This is a genomic window from Mucilaginibacter daejeonensis, assembly GCF_020783335.1.
GTDB classification, from domain to species: Bacteria; Bacteroidota; Bacteroidia; order Sphingobacteriales; family Sphingobacteriaceae; genus Mucilaginibacter; species Mucilaginibacter daejeonensis.
The window spans coordinates 153,555-175,837 of record NZ_CP086068.1 but is presented as its reverse complement, the minus strand read 5'-3'; the positions used below and the strand labels follow the sequence as shown (position 1 = coordinate 175,837).

At 48.4% G+C, this 22,283-nt stretch carries 18 protein-coding genes; 9 read left to right on the top strand and 9 right to left on the bottom strand.

The window, feature by feature from the left end:
* The first annotated feature begins 60 nt into the window (after positions 1 to 60).
* Positions 61 to 936 (top strand): YicC/YloC family endoribonuclease, encoded by an 876-nt coding sequence (locus LLH06_RS00805; protein WP_228171336.1) that lies wholly within the window; start codon positions 61 to 63, stop codon positions 934 to 936.
* A 106-nt stretch (positions 937 to 1,042) separates the two neighbouring features.
* On the top strand, positions 1,043 to 1,606 hold the full coding sequence (gmk, locus tag LLH06_RS00800) for a guanylate kinase (protein ID WP_228171335.1): 564 nt from the start codon (positions 1,043 to 1,045) through the stop codon (positions 1,604 to 1,606).
* Between the two features lie 139 nt (positions 1,607 to 1,745).
* Here the strand turns inward: gmk and LLH06_RS00795 are convergent, their stop codons facing one another.
* Positions 1,746 to 2,108, bottom strand: a complete 363-nt coding sequence (locus LLH06_RS00795) for a DUF3127 domain-containing protein (RefSeq protein ID WP_228171334.1) — start codon at positions 2,106 to 2,108, stop codon at positions 1,746 to 1,748.
* A gap of 79 nt (positions 2,109 to 2,187) precedes the next feature.
* Between LLH06_RS00795 and LLH06_RS00790 the strand changes: the two genes are divergently transcribed.
* From LLH06_RS00790 to LLH06_RS00770, 5 genes are all read left to right on the top strand, one after another.
* On the top strand, positions 2,188 to 3,366 hold the full coding sequence (locus LLH06_RS00790) for a THUMP domain-containing class I SAM-dependent RNA methyltransferase (RefSeq protein ID WP_228171333.1): 1,179 nt from the start codon (positions 2,188 to 2,190) through the stop codon (positions 3,364 to 3,366).
* Positions 3,367 to 3,852, top strand: a complete 486-nt coding sequence (locus LLH06_RS00785) for a hypothetical protein (RefSeq protein ID WP_228171332.1) — start codon at positions 3,367 to 3,369, stop codon at positions 3,850 to 3,852.
* Between the two features lie 124 nt (positions 3,853 to 3,976).
* On the top strand, positions 3,977 to 4,255 hold the full coding sequence (locus LLH06_RS00780) for a helix-turn-helix domain-containing protein (protein ID WP_228171331.1): 279 nt from the start codon (positions 3,977 to 3,979) through the stop codon (positions 4,253 to 4,255).
* 46 nt (positions 4,256 to 4,301) lie between these two features.
* Positions 4,302 to 4,955 carry an HD domain-containing protein gene (locus tag LLH06_RS00775; protein WP_228171330.1) on the top strand — a complete coding sequence of 218 codons (654 nt, stop codon included), beginning with the start codon at positions 4,302 to 4,304 and terminating at the stop codon, positions 4,953 to 4,955.
* Between the two features lie 85 nt (positions 4,956 to 5,040).
* Entirely contained in the window at positions 5,041 to 6,372 is a 1,332-nt protein-coding gene (locus tag LLH06_RS00770; protein ID WP_228171329.1) for a carbohydrate porin, read from the top strand.
* On the opposite strand, the gene LLH06_RS00765 is transcribed toward LLH06_RS00770, so the two are convergent.
* The 4 genes from LLH06_RS00765 to LLH06_RS00750 form a co-directional block, all read right to left on the bottom strand.
* The gene (locus tag LLH06_RS00765) at positions 6,369 to 10,130 is read right to left on the bottom strand and encodes an ATP-binding protein (protein WP_228171328.1); all 3,762 of its coding nucleotides are present in this window, start codon (positions 10,128 to 10,130) and stop codon (positions 6,369 to 6,371) included. The genes LLH06_RS00770 and LLH06_RS00765 overlap by 4 nt on opposite strands.
* 78 nt (positions 10,131 to 10,208) lie before the next feature.
* Positions 10,209 to 11,093 carry an ACP S-malonyltransferase gene (fabD, locus tag LLH06_RS00760; RefSeq protein WP_228171327.1) on the bottom strand — a complete coding sequence of 295 codons (885 nt, stop codon included), beginning with the start codon at positions 11,091 to 11,093 and terminating at the stop codon, positions 10,209 to 10,211.
* A gap of 63 nt (positions 11,094 to 11,156) precedes the next feature.
* Entirely contained in the window at positions 11,157 to 11,801 is a 645-nt protein-coding gene (folE, locus tag LLH06_RS00755; protein WP_228171326.1) for a GTP cyclohydrolase I FolE, read from the bottom strand.
* Between the two features lie 8 nt (positions 11,802 to 11,809).
* A complete protein-coding gene (locus tag LLH06_RS00750; RefSeq protein ID WP_228173251.1) occupies positions 11,810 to 12,226 on the bottom strand; it encodes a 6-pyruvoyl trahydropterin synthase family protein in 417 nt (138 codons plus the stop codon).
* A 63-nt stretch (positions 12,227 to 12,289) separates the two neighbouring features.
* On the opposite strand from LLH06_RS00750, the gene mqnB reads away from it, so the two are divergent.
* Together mqnB and LLH06_RS00740 are read left to right on the top strand one after the other, a co-directional pair.
* On the top strand, positions 12,290 to 12,958 hold the full coding sequence (gene mqnB, locus LLH06_RS00745) for a futalosine hydrolase (RefSeq protein ID WP_228171325.1): 669 nt from the start codon (positions 12,290 to 12,292) through the stop codon (positions 12,956 to 12,958).
* A gap of 39 nt (positions 12,959 to 12,997) precedes the next feature.
* Positions 12,998 to 13,861, top strand: coding sequence for a menaquinone biosynthesis family protein (locus LLH06_RS00740; RefSeq protein WP_228171324.1), 864 nt, complete (start codon positions 12,998 to 13,000; stop codon positions 13,859 to 13,861).
* 7 nt (positions 13,862 to 13,868) lie between these two features.
* Here the strand turns inward: LLH06_RS00740 and LLH06_RS00735 are convergent, their stop codons facing one another.
* From LLH06_RS00735 to LLH06_RS00720, 4 genes are all read right to left on the bottom strand, one after another.
* A complete protein-coding gene (locus LLH06_RS00735; RefSeq protein ID WP_228171323.1) occupies positions 13,869 to 17,153 on the bottom strand; it encodes a PAS domain S-box protein in 3,285 nt (1,094 codons plus the stop codon).
* A 288-nt stretch (positions 17,154 to 17,441) separates the two neighbouring features.
* A complete protein-coding gene (locus LLH06_RS00730) occupies positions 17,442 to 19,781 on the bottom strand; it encodes a tetratricopeptide repeat protein (RefSeq protein WP_228171322.1) in 2,340 nt (779 codons plus the stop codon).
* Between the two features lie 429 nt (positions 19,782 to 20,210).
* On the bottom strand, positions 20,211 to 21,452 hold the full coding sequence (pepT, locus tag LLH06_RS00725) for a peptidase T (RefSeq protein ID WP_228171321.1): 1,242 nt from the start codon (positions 21,450 to 21,452) through the stop codon (positions 20,211 to 20,213).
* An 88-nt stretch (positions 21,453 to 21,540) separates the two neighbouring features.
* Complete coding sequence (locus tag LLH06_RS00720) at positions 21,541 to 22,269, bottom strand: pyridoxine 5'-phosphate synthase (RefSeq protein WP_228171320.1); 729 nt, start codon at positions 22,267 to 22,269, stop codon at positions 21,541 to 21,543.
* Positions 22,270 to 22,283: the final 14 nt, after the last annotated feature.

Sequence of the window (22,283 nt, the reverse complement as noted above, 5' to 3'; positions counted from 1 at the left end):
TTATTCAACTATGTAAGCGGGCAAGGTTCGGGGTTCGGCAAAAAAAGGCTATCTTTGCGCATGATAAGATCCATGACCGGTTATGGTATCGCCGTTCACGATTCAGGCAACACCAAGTACACCGTTGAGATAAAATCGCTGAACAGCAAGTTCCTCGAGCTTTCATTGCGTATCCCCAAAGCTTTCTCCGAAAAAGAGTTTCAACTGCGTACCGAGTGCAACAAGCAGATCGAGCGTGGTAAGGTGAACCTCAGCATCAACGTAGAGCAAAGCGGCTCGGCGGTAAAAGCGGCCAGTATCGATGCCACCCTACTAAAGCACTACTACGAGCAACTTAAAGCCGTTAGCACCGAACTGGACGAAACTACCGGCAACCTGATGCAATTAGCTCTTGGCCTTCCCGAGGTGGTCAAATACACTGAGGATACCATATCTGAAGAGGAATGGAAACTGGTGGAGAAGACCTTTCAACAAGCGTTGGCCAACTTTCAGCAGTTTAGAGGCGATGAAGGCGCTGTTTTACAGCAGGAAGTATCTAACCGCATCAATATCATCTTAAAAAATCTTGACCAAGTAGAGATCGAGGAGCCTAAGCGCATCCCGGTGATCCGCGAACGCCTGAACCAGTACCTGGCCGATGCCGTGGGTGCCGACACCATTGATCAGAACCGCTTTGAGCAGGAACTGATCTATTATATAGATAAACTGGATGTTACCGAAGAAAAGGTACGTTTAAGAACACATTGCAACTACTTTTTAGAGACCCTGCAAGGCGCCGACGCCAATGGCAAAAAGCTGGGCTTCATCTCGCAAGAGATCGGTCGCGAGATCAATACCCTTGGCTCAAAAGCCAATGATGCCGCCATGCAAAAACTGGTGGTAGGCATGAAAGAGGAACTGGAAAAGATCAAAGAACAATTATTGAATGTTTTATAGGGAGTAGTGATCAGTGAATAGTGAGTGGTCAATTGGTTGAATAAATAGTTCTCCAGTTCAAATACTCACCATTCACTACTCACTATTCAACTACTCACCAACACAAATGGGCAAACTGCTTATATTCTCTGCTCCGTCGGGCGCAGGCAAGACCACCATCGTACACCATCTGCTGGGCAAGTTCCCTGAGCTGGAATTCTCTATATCGGCCACCACCCGTTTGGCTCGTGGCGATGAAGAGGATGGTAAAGATTACTACTTCATTAGCAAGGAAGAGTTCCTGCACAGGATCGCTAAGAAACAGTTCGTAGAGTTCGAGGAAGTGTACAGCGGTACCTTTTACGGCACCCTGCGCCAGGAGATCGAGCGCATTTGGGCCAAAGGCAAAACGGTGATCTTTGATATCGACGTGGAAGGCGGACTTCATCTGAAACGTAAGTACGAAGAGCAGGCCCTGGCCATCTTTGTTCAGCCACCATCGTTAGAAGTGCTGAAAGAACGCCTCACCGGCCGTGGTACCGATAGCCAGGAAAAACTGGCCGAGCGTTTTGAGAAAGCCGAAAAAGAGCTGAACTACGCCCCCCGCTTCGACGTGATCCTAAAGAATTACGAGCTGGCTACCGCCTGTGCCGAAGCCGAGCAATTGGTAGGCGACTTTTTGAGGTCGTAACCCTTCATAGGCCCACCCCGGTGTCATGCTGATGTATATCAGCATGAAGGACAGCAGAAGACCAAAGCAAGATCATATTAAAACAAGAAAAGCCGTTCAGATTGAACGGCTTTTCTTGTTTTAATATCTATCCTGATCTTTAGAACGGAAGATCGTCATCATCAGGTGCTGAATTAATATCAACCGGAGGAGCATATTGAGGAGTTGCAGCTGCTGCGCCACCGCTCAATACGTTCAGTTTCCATAATTGTAATGAGTTGAAGTAGCTTTTCTTGCCGGTCTTGTCGGTCCATGGACGGCCGCGCAGGTTAAAGAACACTTCCACATCGTCGCCAACACGTACATTATCCAGCAGGTTACAACGATCCTGAATAGCTTCAAATTTGATGTATTCAGGGTATTGAGGGTTCTCTATATATTCTACGATCAACTCTCTCTTTTTTAACGACTCAGTAACTTGCTGTGTCGGAGATACTTCGTGTACTTTGCCTTTAATATCCATAACTTTGCTTATAAAACGTAAAGTTAATAGTTACGATCGTAAATCAGGCATTTTTTTAATTGTTAAATTTGCCCTCAACATGCAAGTATTTCAAACTGAAAGTAAGATCATTATCACCTGTAATAAGCGCTTATCGCCTTATCTTCAACAGGAGGTCACCGGACTGGGCTACACCATTACCCGGGCATTCCAGACCGGCGTTGAGCTACAGGGCTCGGTCAATGACTGTATACCCCTTAACCTGAATTTGCGCTGCGCCAGCCAGATCCTGTATTCGCTCAAAAGCTTTGAGGCGCAAGATCCGCAGCAACTGTACGATGCACTGGTGCAGATCGAGTGGGAAGAACTGATCGACTTTTCAGGCTATTTCTCTATCACCTCCAATGTGAACAATGAGCACATTCGCACGCCACTGTTCGCTAACGTCAAGGTTAAAGATGCCGTGGTAGATCGTATCAAATCAAAAAAAGGCATCAGGCCGAATTCAGGTCCTGAACTCAATAAAGCGGTACTGCACCTGTACTGGCAAGACGACCGTGCCGAGATCTTTATCGATACCTCGGGCGAGACCCTGGCCAAACACAGCTACCGTAAGATACCGGGCAAAGCCCCAATGCTGGAGGCACTGGCGGCATCTACCATTATGGCCACCACCTGGAATCGTAAAAGCACCTTCATTAACCCCATGTGCGGTTCAGGAACGCTGGCCATCGAGGCTGCCCTGCTGGCTACTGATAAACATCCAGGTCTGTTCCGAATGAACTATGCTTTTATGCACCTGATGGGTTACGATGAGCAGGTTTTCTTTGTTGAGCGCCGTAAGCTGAAGGATAAGGCCAAGAAAGAGACCAACTTTAAGATCATTGCCACCGATATATCTGACGATGCGGTCGACGTGGCCCGTAAGAACGCCCGCACGGCAGGTGTTGAACATTTGATCGACTTTGCTGTTTGTGATTTTGCAGATACCGAAGTACCTGAGCAAAAAGGTGTAGTGATGTTCAACCCCGAGTATGGTGAGCGTTTAGGCACGCACACCAAACTGGAAGCCACTTATGCCCGCATTGGCGACTTTTTAAAGCAGCAATGCAAAGGATATTACGGCTATGTATTTACCGGCAACCCTGACCTGGCCAAAAAAATAGGCCTGCAAGCCAGCCGCCGCATCGAATTTTATAACGGCAAGTTAGATTGCCGCCTGCTGGAATACACCGTTTACGAAGGCAGCAAACGCGAACCCAAAACAGTAACAGAATAAATGAAACGTTTTTTATCCATCGCCGTGTTGGTATTGTGTGCCTTAGTAAGCCATGCACAACGGCAAATGGCTTTCCCATTTCAAGGCGGCAAAGAGGTGATGATGACCTTCTTTAAAAATAACGTGGTGATCCCCGATGCGTTGAAAAAGCAGAATGCCGCAGGCACTGCCATACTGAAGTTCACGGCCGATGATAAGGGCGCAATCCAAAAGGTGGTGGTCTATTATGCTGATGACTATTCGATCGCCTTACCGTTCATCGATGCGTTGAAAAGGTCGGACCGTAAGTGGGTGATACCTGATGAGGTGAAGACCTATGACTTTGTGATCTCGTTCACGCTCGACCGATCGCCCGCAACGGCAAAGGCCGCAGCTACGGCAAGATCAACTGCCGATGCTAACCGGGCTCACCGGCCTATATTTGCCAGCAACCCGATACCGTTGGATATGGCCACCCTGCTACCAGCCATCATTACCACCTACTAATGGGCGATATGGCATAACTAACATATAGACCTTGTTACATTTTTGACCTTAAAAATCTTTCGACCTTAAAACCGCCCGCTCTTTTTTATCGTAGATCCCGATAATATAAATCATAGGAAAGAGAATGGTGAAGGAAGCGATTGGCAACAAGATCAAAGCTGTAGCTGTGAATATCCGCAAGATCAGAGAACATCGTAATTATACGCAGGAGTATTTGGCCATGAAGCTGGATATATCACAAAATGCCTACAGCAAGATCGAATTAGGTTACACGAAGATAACCCTCGAGCGTTTGTACCAGATCGCTCAGATCCTGGAGGTTGACCTGGTCGAACTGATCAAGAATGATAGTACCGAGGTACTGCACCTGATCAGCGATCAACGAGTGAGCAACGCCCGGTAAACCAATAGCTGTTATATTTGCGGCTCGTACGTAAATATAACAGCTTATGACCCCTCAACAACTTATTGACGATACCGCTGCCTTTGTACAGCGCACCTTACAACATGCCGAGGCCGGCCATGACTGGTGGCACATCCTGCGCGTTTGGAACAACGCCAAACATATAGGTGCTACCGAACAGGCCGATATGCTGGTGGTAGAGCTGGCCGCGTTATTGCATGACATTGCCGATAGCAAATTCAACGGTGGTGATGAGGAGATCGGTCCGCGTACGGCCATAGAGTTCTTACGTGGCCAGGGTGCCGATGAGGTCATCATCGAACAGGTGGAGCTGATCATCAGACACATGTCGTTCAAGTCGACTTTCGATGGACAAAAATTCTATTCGCCCGAGTTGGCCGTAGTTCAGGACGCCGACCGTTTGGATGCTATTGGCGCCATCGGTATCGCCCGGGCGTTCACGTACGGTGGTTTCAAGGGACGCGAACTCTATAACCCCAATATCGCCCCCAACCTGAACATGAGCAAGGAGGAGTACAAGCATGCTACCGCTCCTACCATCAATCACTTTTACGAGAAGCTCTTGCTACTTAAGGATAAGATGAATACCGCTACAGCTAAACAAATGGCCGAGCGACGCCACGAGTATATGGAGGGCTACCTCACGCAATTTTATGCCGAGTGGGAAGGTAAAAGCTAAGGCTAAAGATTAAAAACAGATTAGAAACCACTGCCTCAGACAGGTACACATCATCAACGGGTATATATTTGCATAAAATTCCCTAATGATGAAAAGAACTGTACTGCTGATGATCGGCGTTGTTGCTGGTGCTGTTACTAAAAGCTTTGCCCAGGATAACGTGAAGCAGGACACCGTAAAGCAGGAAAGAGTGAATCTGCACTTCCAGCAAACGGTGATCACCCAAACCAAGCCTCGCTTCAATGCCGCATATTCAGGCAATAACAGTTTATCTCCAAGCAGCGAGACCGCCAGTTCACTCACCAGTACCTTGTTCATGGGTGCCCGTTTATGGAAAGGCGCTGAGGCTTACTTTAACCCCGAGATATCGGGTGGCGAAGGCTTTAGCCAGGCCCTGGGTATAGCCGGTTTCCCTAACGGAGAGGCGTTCAGGATCGGTAGCGCTGATCCGCGCATTTATATAGCCCGCCTTTACCTGACCCAACGCTTTGAGTGGGGCAGCGAATACGAGAACGTTACCGACGACCAGAACCAACTAGCCGGCCGTAAAAGCAAGCGTTACTTCCAGGTAACGGCCGGTAAGTTCGGTATATCCGATTTTTTTGATGGTAATACCTTTAGCCATGACCCACGCTCACAGTTCATGAACTGGTCGTTAATGAGCAACGGCGCATGGGATTATCCGGCCAATACCCGCGGCTACATCATTGGCCTTTATGCTGAGCTGGGCCAACCCAACTGGACGCTGCGCTATGCTTATACCATGGTGCCTACTGCTGCTAACGGCTCTATATTGGATGAACGCATAACCAAAGGTTACACACAGAACCTCGAATACGAGCGCCGCTATCAATTAGGTGGGCAGAACGGTACGTTAAGATTACTTGGTTTTTACAATCGCGGAAAAATGGGCAACTACCGCGAGGCGGTCAGTATTAATCCGGCCGCCCCTGATGTTGATGCCGTCGACCGTTATGGACATCATAAATTGGGCTTCGGCATCAACGCCGAACAGAACCTGAACCCTGACCTGGGCGTGTTCGCTCGTGCCAGCTTTAACGACGGGCATACGCAAACCTGGTTCTTTACCGAGATAGACCGTTCCATAAGTCTGGGTAGTGTACTTAAGGGCACCTCGTGGAAGCGTAAGAACGATGAGGTAGGTCTTGCTTTTGTTGGTAACGGCATATCAGGCCCGCACCGAGATTACCTGGCCGCCGGAGGCTACGGGTTCATCATTGGCGATGGCAAACTGAACTACGCTCACGAGCTAGTAGCCGAACTTTATTATAAGGCCGATGTGTATAAAGGTTTCTTTTGGCTTACGCCCGATTATCAATTCATTGCCAACCCGGCCTACAACCGCGATCGTGGACCCGTTCATGTATTCTCGTTAAGGGCACATATCGAGTTTTAAGCTTTGGCTGTGGCGTTGGCCGGTGCGGCCGGGAAGTTAAGGTAGAACGTGGTGCCTTCGCCAATGGCGGTCTCGAACCATACCCTGCCACCGGCATTCTCGATCGAGTTCTTCACAAAGGCGAGGCCCAATCCTGTACCTGAGCTTTTGGTAGTGAAGTTAGGTTCGAATATCCTTTCGCGCAGGTTCTCCGGTATGCCGTTACCGTTATCCATGATCTTAAGCAGCACGAAGTCCTTGCCCAGCGTATAGGTGATATCAACCACGCCCTGGTGCTCAGGCGGCATAGCCTCAATGGCATTTTTGAGCAGGTTATTAAAGCAGCGGAGCAGCTGGTCACGATCGGCCATGATCATGAATGAACCAATAGGTGCCTCATAACCGATCCGTACATTATCCATGTGCTTGAATATGATCACGGCCTGTCCTAATATCTCGAACACATCCAGCGGCTGCATTTTGGTATCGGGCATCTTGGCAAAAGCCGAGAACTCAGAAGCGATGTTAGACAAGCTTTCGATCTGCTCCACAAATGATTTGCTGAAACGCTCGAACTTGATATCGAACTTGGCATCTTTGTCCTTCCACGATTTCTCAAGCAGTTGTAAGCCCAGCTTGAGCGGGGTAAGCGGGTTCTTGATCTCGTGAGCCACCTGCTTGGCCATTTCCCGCCAGGCGCTTTCCCTTTCAGATTGGGCCAGTCTGTTGGCGCTGTTCTCCAGCGCGGCGATCATCTTATTATACTCTTTTACCAAAGCCCCGATCTCATCGTCGCGGTCCCACTTGATCGGCTCGTTCTTTTTACCATAAATGGTCTTGCTCAGGCTATGTTGAATAAAGCTCAATGGATTGGTGATCTGCCTGGCGATCAGTACCGCAAATACACCTATGGCTATAAATATGAGCGCATAGATGTTGATCATAGCGTTCAAGAACGAGCCTATACGCTCCAAATAATCGGCCTCATTGGCAAAGTAAGGTACTTGCAGGTAAGCTACGGTCGCACGTTTGGTGCCACTGCGGATAGGTACATAGGCCGTTTTATAGGTCAACCCGGCTATCCTCTCAGTATTTACCAATAAGGAGCGGTGCATCTGCTTCAGCATCACGAACGCTTTGGCATGCATACGCCTGCCTAACAGGCCATAATCATATATCTTAGGTTGGGTAGACAATACGGGCACTCCGCTGGTATCGAACAGGATCAGATCGGCCGAAAAGTTATCGGCAAAGTTGGCGAACTTGACCTGGGTCTGCTCATTGATGGCGGTCAGGTCGTCAGGAAAAGTGTTCTCGAACTTAGCAGCGATCGCGGTAACTTTGTTGCTGATCAGCTCATCCTGTTGCTCCTGGTATTGCGCCCTGATGGAGATGTAGGTAATGATACCTACCAGGGTCAACGTTGCCACTACGGCAAATATCATGGAGAACTGGATACGCGTTTTGTACAGCAGGTTCTCAAAATTCCACCGCAGGTGCCAATGCACGCTATGTTCGGTGATCTTCACCACACTTACCCTGCGCCATAGCCAGGCCACCAGTATCACCAGTGCGCTGAATAATAACAGCATCACAAAAAAGAAGGTGAGCGAGGTAAGGCCATTGAAGAAGATGTTCCGTTCGCGCGACACCACGATCACCTTACGCAAGCTGGGCTGATAGATCAGGTGGCTCACCCTGCTAAATCTTTTGAACCATGATGGTTCCGTGGCCTCGTTGTTATCAGTGGTCTTGAACACATAATGCTTCAACTGACCTTTGAGTTGGGTGTTCACCACATCATAGTCGTACTTACCACTCTGGCTAAGCAAGTTACCATCGCTGTAAAAAGCGTATGAGTAATCCTTAAAGCGACCGTCAGGACGCAGATCACTTTCGATCAGCAGATCAGGGAAGTTACTATTAGAGTGAATGGGTTTCGAGCGCAACTCAACGATCACGGTGCCCAGGTTGCTCTCTCCTTCGTAAACGGGCAGTATGGCAAAGTAGCTCTGAAAGCCGAAGCTATCGTCCTCCCGGTAAAAGTAATCTGAAAGTTTAAAGGAACTCAGGATCACCATGTCCTTAAAGTCGTTCAGCTGGTATTTGCTGGTCTCTGCTAACGGCTCACCTTTTTGATCGAATTCATGTACCTTACAATCATAGTCAGACAGGTAGCCATCAAAATATGACCGCTCCAAATGGTCCTTCAAAAAACCGTCGCTATGTTTACGGTTATGCAGATACCGGATCAGTAACGGGTCCTTCACGATCCGGTGCTCAACGGCTTTAAACACCTTGCGTATCTTAGCATCATCACCGTTGCTTAATTGCTTCACCAACTCCACACGGGTATTGTGCTCTTTAATGCGCTCAAAGTAATTGAGTTTAATAGAAGCCACGAACGAACAGATGACGATGATACTGATGTATGACAGCGCATTGAGCTGACCATGACGATTACGGTAGTCATAAGCCCTGATGAGCACTATCACTCCCCAAAGAATGTAGAATAACGTGAACCGGTGATCAAAAGCCGACCAAATGGTGAACAGCGCGATAGACCCAAGCAATGCGATCAATTTGATCTTAACGTCGACCCGGATGTGCTGATCGATCACCAGCAATATCTCTACCAACAAGAAAAAGATCAGGAACGCAAAGCACGCCATGGTAACGCCGATCATGCTGTATACCGACAGGGTAAGCACGTTATTAACATCAAAGTTGATGTTAGAGCTGATCACCAGCTTACGGAACAGGTAAAGCAAGCCTGTTGATGCCAGCAAAAGCGTAGCGATGCTGCCACCCAGTACCGCATACGAACTGATACGCCCCAGCCTGTAATTGATGATCTTGTGGCGGTTGTAATAAATATAAACCACCAGCCAGAACAAGAACAGGATATTAAGGCAAAGATCACCAAGGGAGGGTACTAAGGCGTTAAGGCTGTACAGTTGCGGGTCGAACAGGCGCAAATGCTTGCTCAGGTCAGGGAAGTGGAAATAAAGGTTAACGAAACGGATAGCCAGCAGGCTAACGGCCATAAAGCCGAACGATGCCCATATCTGCTTTTTATGAATGAAGTAGTTACCTATACTACTGATCAACAAACATAATGAGAGCAATAACACGGCCCAGGCACCCATTTCCCAATTGAACAGACCATAAGTATTTTGCCTGTCTGAACTTTTGACGGAGAACAGGTACTGATCATGCCGGTTATGGATAGGAAAAACATTCTTATCAGCCAGATCGGCCACCTGTAGATTCTCATCATTGACCAGGTCTTTTTCGAAGGTATTTTGCAGATACTGATTCTGCAGCCCGAACTGGTTCTTGATAAATATATAAGCTATAGCAGTAAAGTTACCCTCTGTTTTGCGGATAGCCTCATAATAACCATTGCTCTCGCGCCTGAATGATATACCTTCCTTGACCTTGCGCGGATCCTCATGCACCACCTTGATACCACTCCAGTAGGTCAGCTTATTGTTATGATAAGTGACCAGCCATATACGGTTGGTCACGGTCACTTCGTCAACCAGTTTGGCGGCCAGCTTGCTGTTGCCAGGCAGGGTCTTCAGCATTTTGAAGTTGCGGCCCGACAGCAGCTCTTCAGCATACTTCTCTTTGTGATGAAGGTTGCGCTCCAGTTTGCGGGCGCTGTCAAAAAAGCCTTCCTGTTGGGTATGACCCGCGTGCAGCATAACCGCCAGCAATAACAGGCTGACGCATAGTAATGCTAAAAGGATACGGATCTTGGCAAAGTTGGTCAAAGCAGCGGCAGTATGTTAAAAGCTAATATATCATAAAAAACAAAAGCCACTTTGGTTTGTGGCTTTTGCAAATAGTTGTTATTGGATGCTTAAACTTGCTGTTTGTGCTGCGCGGTCCACTTTTTTGACCAGTCCCTGCAGTACGTTACCAGGGCCTACTTCGGTGAAGGATGTCGCACCATCTTCGAGCATGTGCATCACCGTCTGGGTCCAGCGTACCGCACCGGTAAGCTGAGCGATCAGGTTGTGCTTGATCTGTTCAGGATCAGTATATGGTTTGGCATCGATGTTCTGATAGATCGGGCATACCGGGGCTTTGATGTCCGTGTTCACAATGGCGTGCTCCAATTCAACACGGGCCGATTCCATTAACGGTGAGTGAAAAGCACCTCCTACGTTCAACACCAATGCACGTTTAGCACCAGCCTCTTTCAACAATTCACAGGCTTTGTCGATACCGGCTATGGTACCTGATATCACCAGTTGCCCCGGGCAGTTATAATTGGCTGGAACCACTACATCGCTTACACGTTGGCAAACGTCCTCAACAGTAAAATCATCAAGGCCTAACACCGCGGCCATGGTAGATGGTTGTAGTTCGCAAGCCTTTTGCATAGCATTGGCACGTGCGGCAACAAGTTTCAACCCGTCCTCAAAAGACAGGGCACCAGCGGCTACCAGAGCCGAGAACTCACCCAGTGAATGACCGGCTACCATCTCCGGAGCAAAATCATTACCTGCTACTTTGGCCAGGATCACCGAGTGTAAAAAGATGGCCGGTTGAGTTACTTTGGTCTGCTTAAGGTCCTCATCGGTACCGCTGAACATGATATCGGTGATGCGGAAACCTAAGATGGTATTGGCCTGCTCAAAAAGCTCGCGAGCACTTTCATGCTGATCATAAAGATCTTTGCCCATACCCACAAATTGGGCACCTTGTCCTGGAAAAATATATGCTTTCAAATTAGTTATTGGATTAACAGGTTAGTAGTTATTGGCTTAATTATCTGGATCAAAAAATTCTGATCACGATAATTTACTGGTTATCAAATTCAAAAATTCAGTACGGGTCTTTTCCTTAAAGAACTCGCCGCTGAACGCCGAGGTTGTGGTCACGGAGTTCTGCTTTTGCACACCACGCATACTCATGCACAGGTGGCGGCACTCGATCACCACGCCTACGCCTAATGGTTGCAGCGTTTCTTGTATACAATCGCGTATCTCGTTGGTCAGGCGCTCTTGTACTTGTAAGCGGCGGGCAAAAACATCTACCACGCGTGGAATCTTACTTAAACCCACCACATGCCCGTTAGGGATGTAGGCCACATGCGCTTTACCAAAGAAAGGTAGCATATGGTGCTCGCACATTGAGTATACTTCAATGTCCTTTACTACCACCATCTGGCTATATTCTTCTTTGAACATGGCCGAATTCAATATCTCCTGAGCGCTCAGGTCATACCCCTGAGTCAGGAAAAGCATCGCTTTGGCCATACGCTCGGGGGTCTTTAACAGGCCTTCGCGTGTGGGGTCCTCACCAATATGCTGCAATACCTGCTGGTAATTGGCCGATAGGTCGGTGATCAGCTGCGGGTTGTAGCGGTCTATCTTACGGTATTTGTCAATGCCGGCATCACGTTGAGGCAGGTCATCGTCGTCATCCTCTATCATAGTATCAATTATTCGCCAAAGTACTCGGCACTATTATTCTCGGTCTCAGCCAAACGCACCGAATGCAGGAACACACCTTCGTGTGCTTCAATGGGGCCTTTAAGCTGGTTAAATATCTCGATGCAAAGGATCTCGGTAGAGGCCATTTTGCCTTGCATAAAATCAACGTCCTTATTCAGGTTCATGTGATCGAGTTTTTGGATCACATGCTCGTTAATGATCACTTTAAGATCTTTAAGATCGATGAGGTAACCGGTGGCATGGGTGATCTCGCCTTTTACCGTTACATATAGATAGTAATTATGGCCGTGCCAGTTGGGATTGGCACATTTGCCGAACACTTCCTGGTTCTTTTCTGCGCTCCACTCCTCGCGGTACATGCGATGTGCGGCATTGAAATGCTCCTTGCGCGTTACGTATATCATCATAACAATTGTTGGTGCAAATATACAAAACAAAAACAGGCAAGTTGTTTTAACTTAGCCGGCATGAACATATTAGTGGTAGCCGCAACACGCGAAGAGGTAAGCCCGCTGATCTCTTATTTAGCGCACACGACCCAAAACGTAGCTGTTACTGACCTTGCATTTCAGTTACCAAATGCAAAGGTAGATGTGCTGATCACCGGTGTGGGTATGGTGGCCACGGCCTTTGCGATGGGTAGGCGGTTAGCCCATACCGCTTATGATCTGGCCATTAATCTGGGCATAGCCGGAAGTCTGGACCGCTCCATTGCACTGGGCGAAGTAGTGGAAGTGACCAATGATACCTTTATTGAACTGGGTGCCGAGGACGACGAGCGCTTTATAACCCTTGATGACTTAGGATTTGGCTACACGCAGTATGGCACCACTGCCCGGCTTGGCAATTACCTGCAAGGTATAAGCATTAAGCAGGCCACGGGGATCACTGTTAATACTGTACACGGTAACGAGCGGTCGATCGCACGTGTGCAGCAGCTTATCCCGGCACAGATCGAGAGCATGGAGGGTGCCGCCTTCTTATACGCCTGTGAGCAAGCTCAGGTTCCCGCCCTGCAGATCAGAGCCGTGTCAAATTACGTAGAAAAGCGTGACCGCAATGCCTGGAAGATAGGGCTTGCCGTTAAAGAACTTAATACCTTTGCTGTAGAACTATTAGAGACCATTGGCAGCTGACCGATCACTGCTGATACTTTGATACTAAACCCTGCTACCATGAAACTAACACTCGGCTTTTCGCCATGCCCCAATGATACGTTCATTTTCGATGCGCTGATCCATCATAAGATCGATACTGAAGGACTGGAGTTCGAAGTGTATTATGATGACGTGGAGACGCTGAACCTAAAAGCCATGCGTGGTGAGCTGGATATCACTAAGCTCAGCTATCATGCTTTTGCCTATGTGGCCAACCAGTATGTGCTGTTGGATGCCGGCAGCGCCCTGGGTTTTGGCGTTGGCCCAATGCTGATCTGCAAAGGCGATGAAAAGCAGGTGTTGGAAGACCTGACCACCGACAAGCGCGCTGTGCGCATCGGTATACCAGGCAAATATACCACCGCCAATTTCTTACTGAGTTTGGCCTTCCCTAACGCGAAGGATAAACAAGAGATCGTTTTCTCTGATATTGAGCAGGCATTACTGGACGACCGCATAGAGGTGGGCCTCATCATACACGAGAACCGCTTTACCTACCAGGAAAAAGGCCTGAAAAAGATCATGGACCTAGGCGACTATTGGGAACAAAAAACGGGATGCGCCATTCCGCTGGGAGGTATCGTGGCTAATCGTAAGCTACCTTTAGAGGTCCAGCAAAAAGTGAACCGTGTATTGCGCCGTTCGGTAGAGTTCGCGTTCGCTAATCCTAAGTCGGGCCTGGAATTTATTTGCTCCCACGCACAGGAAATGAGCGAGGAGGTGATGTACAAACACATCGACCTGTATGTGAACAAATACTCGGTAGATCTGGGGGCCGAGGGCAAGAAAGCTATTCAACTGATGTTCGATACCGCTAAGGAGAAAGAGATCATCCCACCGATCAGCGAAGAGTTATTCCTAACACCGACCGGGAGCCTGTAACACTGTCCTATCGATCACCAGTGGCAGATAGGTCGGTAATGTTCTTGATCACGCCATCAAGCTCCTGAGCCGACTCAACGATGTATCCAAGCACAACGTCATGATCACTTTCATTCATTGAAATGTTTTTAAGCAGGTCTACTAAACCAAGTATACGGCTTAACGGCGCACGCACCACGTGCGATTGCATCCATGATATCTCGTTGAACTTGCGGTTCTGCTCCTCTATGGCTTTGATATAATTCATCCGTTCGGTCACATCCTTGAAATAGATAGATAGACCATCTGCAGCCGGATAGGCACTTACATCATACCAAGTATGAAGCGGTTCGTAATAGTCGTTAAAATGCACCGGCAACTTTTTTTCCACGGCCTCATGATACATTTGGTAAGATGCGGCCTGCACAGCTGCCGGGAACAATTGCCATAGGTTGTTGCCGATCACGTTCTCTTTAGGTAAGCTCATCAACTCTGCAGCGCTGTTGTTCCAATAGGTAACGATCCAATTCCTATCAACGGCAAAAAACCCGTCACCTATACTGTCTAATATTGTATCCTTTTCTTCGAGCGCATATTGCGCGGCCAACTGTGCACGCTTGCGGGTATCTATATCCTGAAAACTTCCATATACTCTTACGCACTTTTTGTTCACATATTCGGCTTCACCGATCACCCTTACCCATTTGGTCTCATTTTTTGCCGTAATGATCTGGGCTTCTGTATCCATCTGTATACCGCGTTCTACCACGGCCGTGAACAGTTCGGTTATGTGATCGCGATCGGCCCCTTCCTTATAAAATCGCAAGCCAATGTCCAGCCGAGGTACAAATTCATCATCTACCCCGTGTATCTCGCGTGTAATGGGCGACCAATACACCGTATCCGTGATCATATCCACCTCCCATCCACCTATACATGCCAGGGCTGTGGCTTTGTTCAGCAGGTTCTCCAATTCTTTTTTCTCTGTGATGTCCTTTGCCACGCAAAACAGCACACCCGGCTCACGTCCGGCCGTGGCCGTCCAGGCCAGCCATTTCACCTTGCCACTTCGGGTAAGGTACCGGTCTTCAAAATAAAGCGACGCATCCTGATCTTGTGTGAAGGCAGCCATGCGTTCTTGGCTGCTATGCAGATCTTCAGGGTGTATGATGTCGTCCACCTTAAGCTTGGCCAACTCATCTTGCGTATAGCCCAGTAGTTCGCACATGGCTGGGTTAGCGTTCCTGAACTTGCGATCGGCATCCACCACGCAGATCACATCAGGCACAAAATTGAATATTTGCCCCAACTCATCCTCCAACTGTTTACGTTTAAGTTCAGAACTTAAGTGGGTACCGAACTTGTTAAAAAAGCTTTGGTACCGGTTCTTTAATTTTTCGTCCTTATCGGTAGCCAGTACCAGTACCCCGATCACTCTCTTACCTACTTTTAATGGTATGCCATAGGCGGTGCTAAGGCCGCTGGCCATAGCTCCATCACGCCTTACAAAGCCCGGATGCGTGGCAATATGCCGCCAGTGAGCTAGTTCGCCTGATCGCCAAACCGAGCCCGGCAATCCCTCGCCTATCTTAAAGCTCTCTATCTTAGATCCAACATTATAAAAAGCCTCTGCTTCTTCGTCGCGTAAGTACCGCGCTTTAAGGTCGATACGCTGCTGGTCGCTGCTGATCAGCCATGCTTCGGCCGTGAGCAGATCTCCAAATTGAACCAAGCGCTCCAGGATCCTGGTCAATGTCTCAGTAAGTCCATTGTTGGTATTGAAGATCATACTTACCGCTGTGATCAGCGCACGCTGTTGCTCTTCGGTCACCTTTGTGGTCACGTCACGTTGGGTCGATACGTAATGGCTCACCTTGCCGTACTGATCGTGTACCGGAGCGATGGAGATATTGACCCAGTACTCCTCATTGTCTTTATTATAATTGATCAGGGTCGATTCAAAGTTCTCTCCTTTCTCAAGAAGTTGCCGCATGCGGTCCAGCTCTGAACGGTCGGTCCTTTCGCCCTGTAGAAAACGTGGCGACCGGTCCAGCACCTCCCTGGCCATATAGCCCGTCATTTCAGTAAAGGCATGGTTCACATAAACTATACGCGGGCCCGGCTCATTGATTGGGTCGTTCTCGGTGATCAGTACAGCATCGGTAGTATTAGCGATCGCCGATTCGAGCAAACGCAGGTGTTGCTCTTCGATCTTACTTTGGGTAATATCACGGATGAAGATCGATAAGCCGTCGGCCGTAGGATAGATACGGTTCTCCTGCCAAAGCCCCAGGCGCTCAAAATGTTCTTCGTTTCTCACGTACCTGTCCTCATTAATGGCAGTAAGGATGGCATGATAAGTTTCCGAACCAATGGCTCCCGGAAGTATCTCCCATATGTTACGGCCGATCAGTTTATTTGCATCTATACCTAATATCTCGCCCACCTGCCTGTTCGCATAAGTACAGCATAATTCGCGGTCAAGGCTGATATATCCGTCAGATATGGTCTCCAAAAGGTTTATCAGGCTTTGTGTTGTCTTTTTAAGCTCTATTTCCCGAAGCTTACGTTCGGTTATGTCTGACCGTATAGCCACATATTGATACGGCTTACCACTGGCATCCAAGAATGGAACGATGCTGGTGTCTACCCAATATATGTCTCCATTTTTGGCCCGGTTACGCAATTCTCCTTTCCAAATGCGACCTTGGGCAATAGTGCGCCACAACTCCCTCATAAATTCCTTATCGTGGTGCCCTGAGTTGATGATGCGGTGATCATTGCCGATCAGTTCTTCGGTGGTGTAGCCTGATATTCTAGAGAAGTTTTGATTGACGTGCTTTATGGATCCTTTTTGGTCGGTGATGGCCACTATAGCAGCCTCGTCCAATGCTTTTTTATATGCCGATAGTTCTTCGAGGGTCTGCTGTAGCAGATCCTCGTTCAGCTTTTTTTCGGTAACGTCAATGAAGTTGCACACTATGGCGTTCAGGTCGGGCTCCTCTATCCTATTGATGAATGTACACTCCAGCCATATATAGTGCCCCTCATGATGCTTCAATCTGAAGGTGATGGTCTGTAATGAACCCGGGCAACCCAGTATGCTGTCCAGTAGATCCCTTAACGGCACTTTATCATTTGCATGTACCATGTCCATCATGCTGATACCTTTAAGGTCAGCATTGGCCCAACCGGTTATGTTAGAAGCGGATGGCGTACGGTAAAGTACTTCAAGCTTACGATCAAGCAGAGTGATGCCCGAATAGCTTTGTTGAATGAGTTTTGACAGATCGAGTTTTGACAGATCGCTCATAAGGTCATGATATGGGTATCGGCATCCCGTACGTCATACTATAGCCATCGTATCACCGGTCATGGTCCTCGGGTCAGATAAAGTGATAATTGGTTATAGGTATGGTGCCTGGGGAAGCACGGACCTGAAATTAATACTCATTTTTTATTATTCCTAATTCTTATGAAATATCTTATCTTAAAAGTGAAGAATGATATTTGATTCGACGTAACAATTGTTCATAGCCGTTGGTAGCAAAAGAAAAAAGCGGCCTTTTGAGCCGCTTTTTTGATCGAGATATAATATATATCAATTGCAATATTGCTTAATAGCATCGTATGCCTTTTTTAAGCCTAACTCGCCCGCTTTGCTCAGGTCAATACAACCATTGATCTTCTCGGCCGAGAATTGGATACGGATCAGGCCCCGTTCATAAAAGGCATCCCGTAACCGCCCGTCCAAACTAATGGCGGTGGTCAGGTCATCTATGGCTCCTTTGTTATCCCTTTGTATCGACTTTAAGACACCCCTTCTATAGAAAGCTATTTTACTGGCCGGGTTCATTTGAATGGCCATATTGTAGTCCATCATGGCACCGATCTTATCCATCAACTTCAGCTTGGCCATGCCGCGGTACAGGTAAGCATCAGAGTTGTTGGGATTCATATCGATCGCCGTGTTGTACTCCTGTATGGCATTGATGGTATCGGCCATGTTGAATTTAGCCAGACCGCGGTATACAAAGACGTCCTCATCCTGCGGATCATACTCATAGGCTTTACGGAAATCATCCATGGCGCCTAATGAGTCGGGCAGGCTGCTTTTGGCCAAACCACGGTAGTAGTAGGCCTTAGCACTGTTGGTATTCATATCGATCGCCTTATTGTAGCTATCTATCGCGCCTAAGTAGTCGTTCAAGCCTGCCTGCGCATTGCCCAGGAACAAGTATGCCTCCTCGTTAGGTTTTTTGGAGATAGCCGTGTTGATATCGGCCAGGGCACCTTCGTAATCGCCGTAACCGGCTTTGAGGTTGCCACGGTTCTGATAGGCTTCTGAGGAGCCGGTATCGATACGCAAAACCTGGTTAAAATCACGCGCCGCGCCTTGGGTATCACCCAGCTTGCTTTTGGCCACACCGCGTTTGATGTAAAAAGCAGTATTCTTAGGCTCGATGCGCAGGCCGAGGTTATACGTATCTATTGCACCCTGATAATCGCGAAACAAGGCCCGGGCGTTACCCAGTTTAAGATAGGCCTCCGCACTGCGCGGCGATGAATCCAGCACGCGCTGATAATCCTGAGCAGCGCCAGCAAAGTTGCGTGTACGTGCGCGGGCATTGCCACGCTCCAGGTAAGCATCAGTATAATTCGGCCTTAGCTCAATGGCCTTGGTCAGGTCCTCAATGGCTCCGCGATAATCTTTCATATCGCGTTTCACCGTCCCGCGCAAATAATAGGCATAGCTATCGCGAGGGTTCAGTTGCAAGGCAGTGTTCAGGTCGCCTAAGGCAGCAACGGTATCTTTTAAGTATGTCTTGGCAGCCCCCCTGATCGCAAAGGCGTTGGCATCCTTAGGGTCGTTCTTGATCACGGCGTCCGCATCATCTACTGCGCCTTCGTAATCTTTATTGTCATAACGGATACCTGCCCTGGTACGGTAAGCTTCAGGGAATCCATCGGGATCCAGTTCGATAGCTTTGTTCAGGTCAGGTAAAGCTTTAGCCTTGTTGTTGATATTCACATAAGCCACCCCACGGCGTAAGTATAGCTCCGCATTGTTCGGGTTCTCGGCTATGGCCTTGGTGTAACCGGCTATGGCACCACGGTTGTCATCAACATTTACCTTAGCGTTGGCCAGGTAATGGTAAAGCTCGGTCAGCTTAGGGTTAAGCCTGATGGCCTGGTTGTAATCAACGATCGCTCCCTGGTTGTTGCCCATATTGGCACGGGCGTTACCACGGTAATAATATGCCTCTGCATTGCTCGGGTTCAGGGCAAGGGCTTGGTTGAAATCAAGTATAGCACCGTTGTAGTTCTTGATAGCTGCTTTGGCATTAGCACGGTAGTAATATAAAGATGCATTACGCGGTTGCAGCTTAATGGCGCGGTCGTAATCGGATATGGCTTCTTCGTTCTCACCCTGGTTGCTGTAGGCCACACCTCGGTAGGTAAAAAGGTCAGGGTTATTGGGCTGTAGCTTAATGGCCTTGGTAAAATCATCGATCGCACCGATGTTGTCTTTCAGGTTAGCTTTGGCATTGGCCCGGTAATGATAAACATCGGCGTTGTTCGGGCGGTATCTTAACGCCGTAGTATAATCCTGAACGGCGGCCTGGTAATTCTCTAACTTACTTAGTGCATTGGCACGATAGAGGTAGGCCTCACCCAGATCTGGTTTGTAACGAATGGCGCGGGTATAATCTTGGATCGCACCGTTAGGATCGTTCACATTGGTACGGGCATTGGCCCTGAAAAAGTAGGCGTTGGCATTGGTGCTATCCAACGCGATGGCACGGGTATAATCCTGAATGGCTCCGTTGTAATTTTTTAACTTATCTTTTTTGTTACCCGCCTGAATGTAGGTATCAGCATTTTGGGCAAATACCCAGATGGGTAAAAAAAGCGCAATAGTAAGTAAAAATTTCCCCATGTTATGATAAAATCGGTCGAAGTTGATGATCGGTCGCAGGCCGGAACTCCATCAACTGCATCCAGTTATATTGTAGCATCACCGATACTTTAAACCTCAACTAAAATACACATTTTGCTTAAGGTTTAAATTACAGGTCTAATAAAGTTCTATTTATCAGGCGTTAAACCGTTCAGCATGTTAATTACAGGTCAAGTTGTTTGCCGATCATGCAGATCTTTGACTTGATAGACCACCTTGATGGTGATCATGGCGCACTTTGGTGTATCGTCTTGAACCGTAACTATTGGTTCAAAATTTAACCGGCGATATCGATGCGATAAGGCTTATCCATTGCTACCTGACATTTGGTTGCAACTATCATGCAAAGATCGCCTCACTTTGGGCAAAGGCGTGCCAGTTATCGGCCGAACGCTCCTGTAAGCCCCGCTAACTCCTTTCTTCCCAAATAGCGCAAAGGTGCAAAATGGTCTCTACCGCTTTTTGCATGTCCTGTACCGATACCCATTCCTGACGACCATGAAAGGCATGCTCGCCAGCGAATATGTTAGGTGTGGGCAGGCCCATGAATGACAACCGCGAACCATCTGTACCTCCACGGATGCTGCACAAACGAGCCTCCAGGCCGGTACGCTTGATGGCCTCCATGCCATACTCAACGATCTGCGGATATTGGTCAAGCACACTTTTCATGTTGCGATATTGCTCTTTTACCTGCAATGAGTAAGTGGCTCCCGGGAAATCGGCCAACACCTCCTGAACAATGGTCTCGATCACCTTTGCATGCTCCGGCAATTTGGCATCACTAAAATCACGAATGATGAACTCGATGGTAGCTTGCTCCACATGGCCACTCACACCTACCGGGTGCACAAAGCCTTCCTTTCCCTCGGTACCCTCAGGCGACAGGTCGAACGGCAGGGCCGCGATGATCTGCCCGGCGATCTTGATGGCACTTTGCATTTGTCCTTTGGCGAAACCCGGATGGGCGCTCACCCCATTAATGGTCAGCTTAGCGCCATCGGCCGAGAAGGTCTCGTTCTCCATGTTGCCGGCCGTTTCGCCATCCATGGTATAGGCAGCAAAGGCTCCTAACTTTTGGAGGTCCGCCTTATCTACCCCTCTACCGATCTCTTCGTCAGGTGTAAACAGGATCTTGATCGTTCCGTGTTTGATCTCCGGGTGGTGTAGCAGCTGGTTACAGGCATCCATGATCTCGGCCACACCGGCTTTGTTGTCGGCCCCTAATAAGGTGGTGCCGCTGGCGGTAATGATGTCATTACCCAGTTGGTTGCGCAATTGCGGATGATCGGCCGGGGTAAGTACCTGGCTGGCATCATCAGGTAATACGATATCCTGACCCTGATAATTGCGATGGATGATGGGCTTTACACCAGCCCCGCTGCAATCGGGCGAGGTATCCATGTGTGAGCAAAAACAGATCACCGGCACATCCTTATCGGTATTGGACGGGATGGTAGCATACACATAGCCATGTTCGTCTAAGTGGGCATCATGGATACCCATGTCCAGTAGCTCCTGAATCAGTATGCGGCCAAGGTCTTTTTGCTTTTCGGTGGATGGGCAGGTGGGCGACCCAGGGTCAGACTGGGTATCGATAGTAACGTAGCGTAAAAAGCGCTCTGTTACCGTAAAGTTCAATTCGTTCATCAAACGAGTAAATGATGGTATGATACAAATATGGCATTTAGGCCGCCTATTAAAGGTATCCAAAATGCCATATTGATGTAGTATGGGTTTATTTTTGTTCGGACACCAATCGTTGCAGATACATCTGGATGGTATTCTCAAGGCCATAGTATAAGGCATCGCAGATCAGGGCATGGCCTATGCTCACTTCCTGCAAACCGGGTACATGCTGGGCAAAATATTTAAGGTTGCGCAGGTCGAGGTCATGACCGGCGTTGAGGCCTAAACCTACCTTTTGAGCCACCTCGGCAGCTTGTACATAAGGCGCAGCGGCCAGTTCGATGCCGAAGTTGTAGTGGCTGGCATAAGCTTCGGTGTACAGTTCCACCCGGTCGGTACCGGTCTCGGCGGCGGCCTCTACCATATCGTTAAGCGGATCCACGAATAACGATACCCGGATACCTTCGTCCTTAAAACATTCCACCATATCCTGCAGGTAACGCTTATGGGTAATGGTATCCCAGCCATGGTTAGAGGTAAGCTGCCCGGTGGCGTCAGGCACCAAGGTCACCTGGTGCGGCTTAACGGCCAGTACCAGGTCAACGAATTTTTGTTCCTCGCAATTACCTTCTATATTGAATTCGGTGGTCACGATGTCTTTCAACGCATATACATCATCATACCGGATGTGGCGCTCATCGGGCCGCGGGTGTACGGTGATACCCTGCGCACCAAAGCGTTCACAATCTTTGGCTACCTGCAGTAGGTCGGGGTTGTTGCCGCCCCGGGAGTTACGTAGTGTAGCTATTTTATTGATGTTGACTGAAAGACGGACCATCGGCACAAAAATTA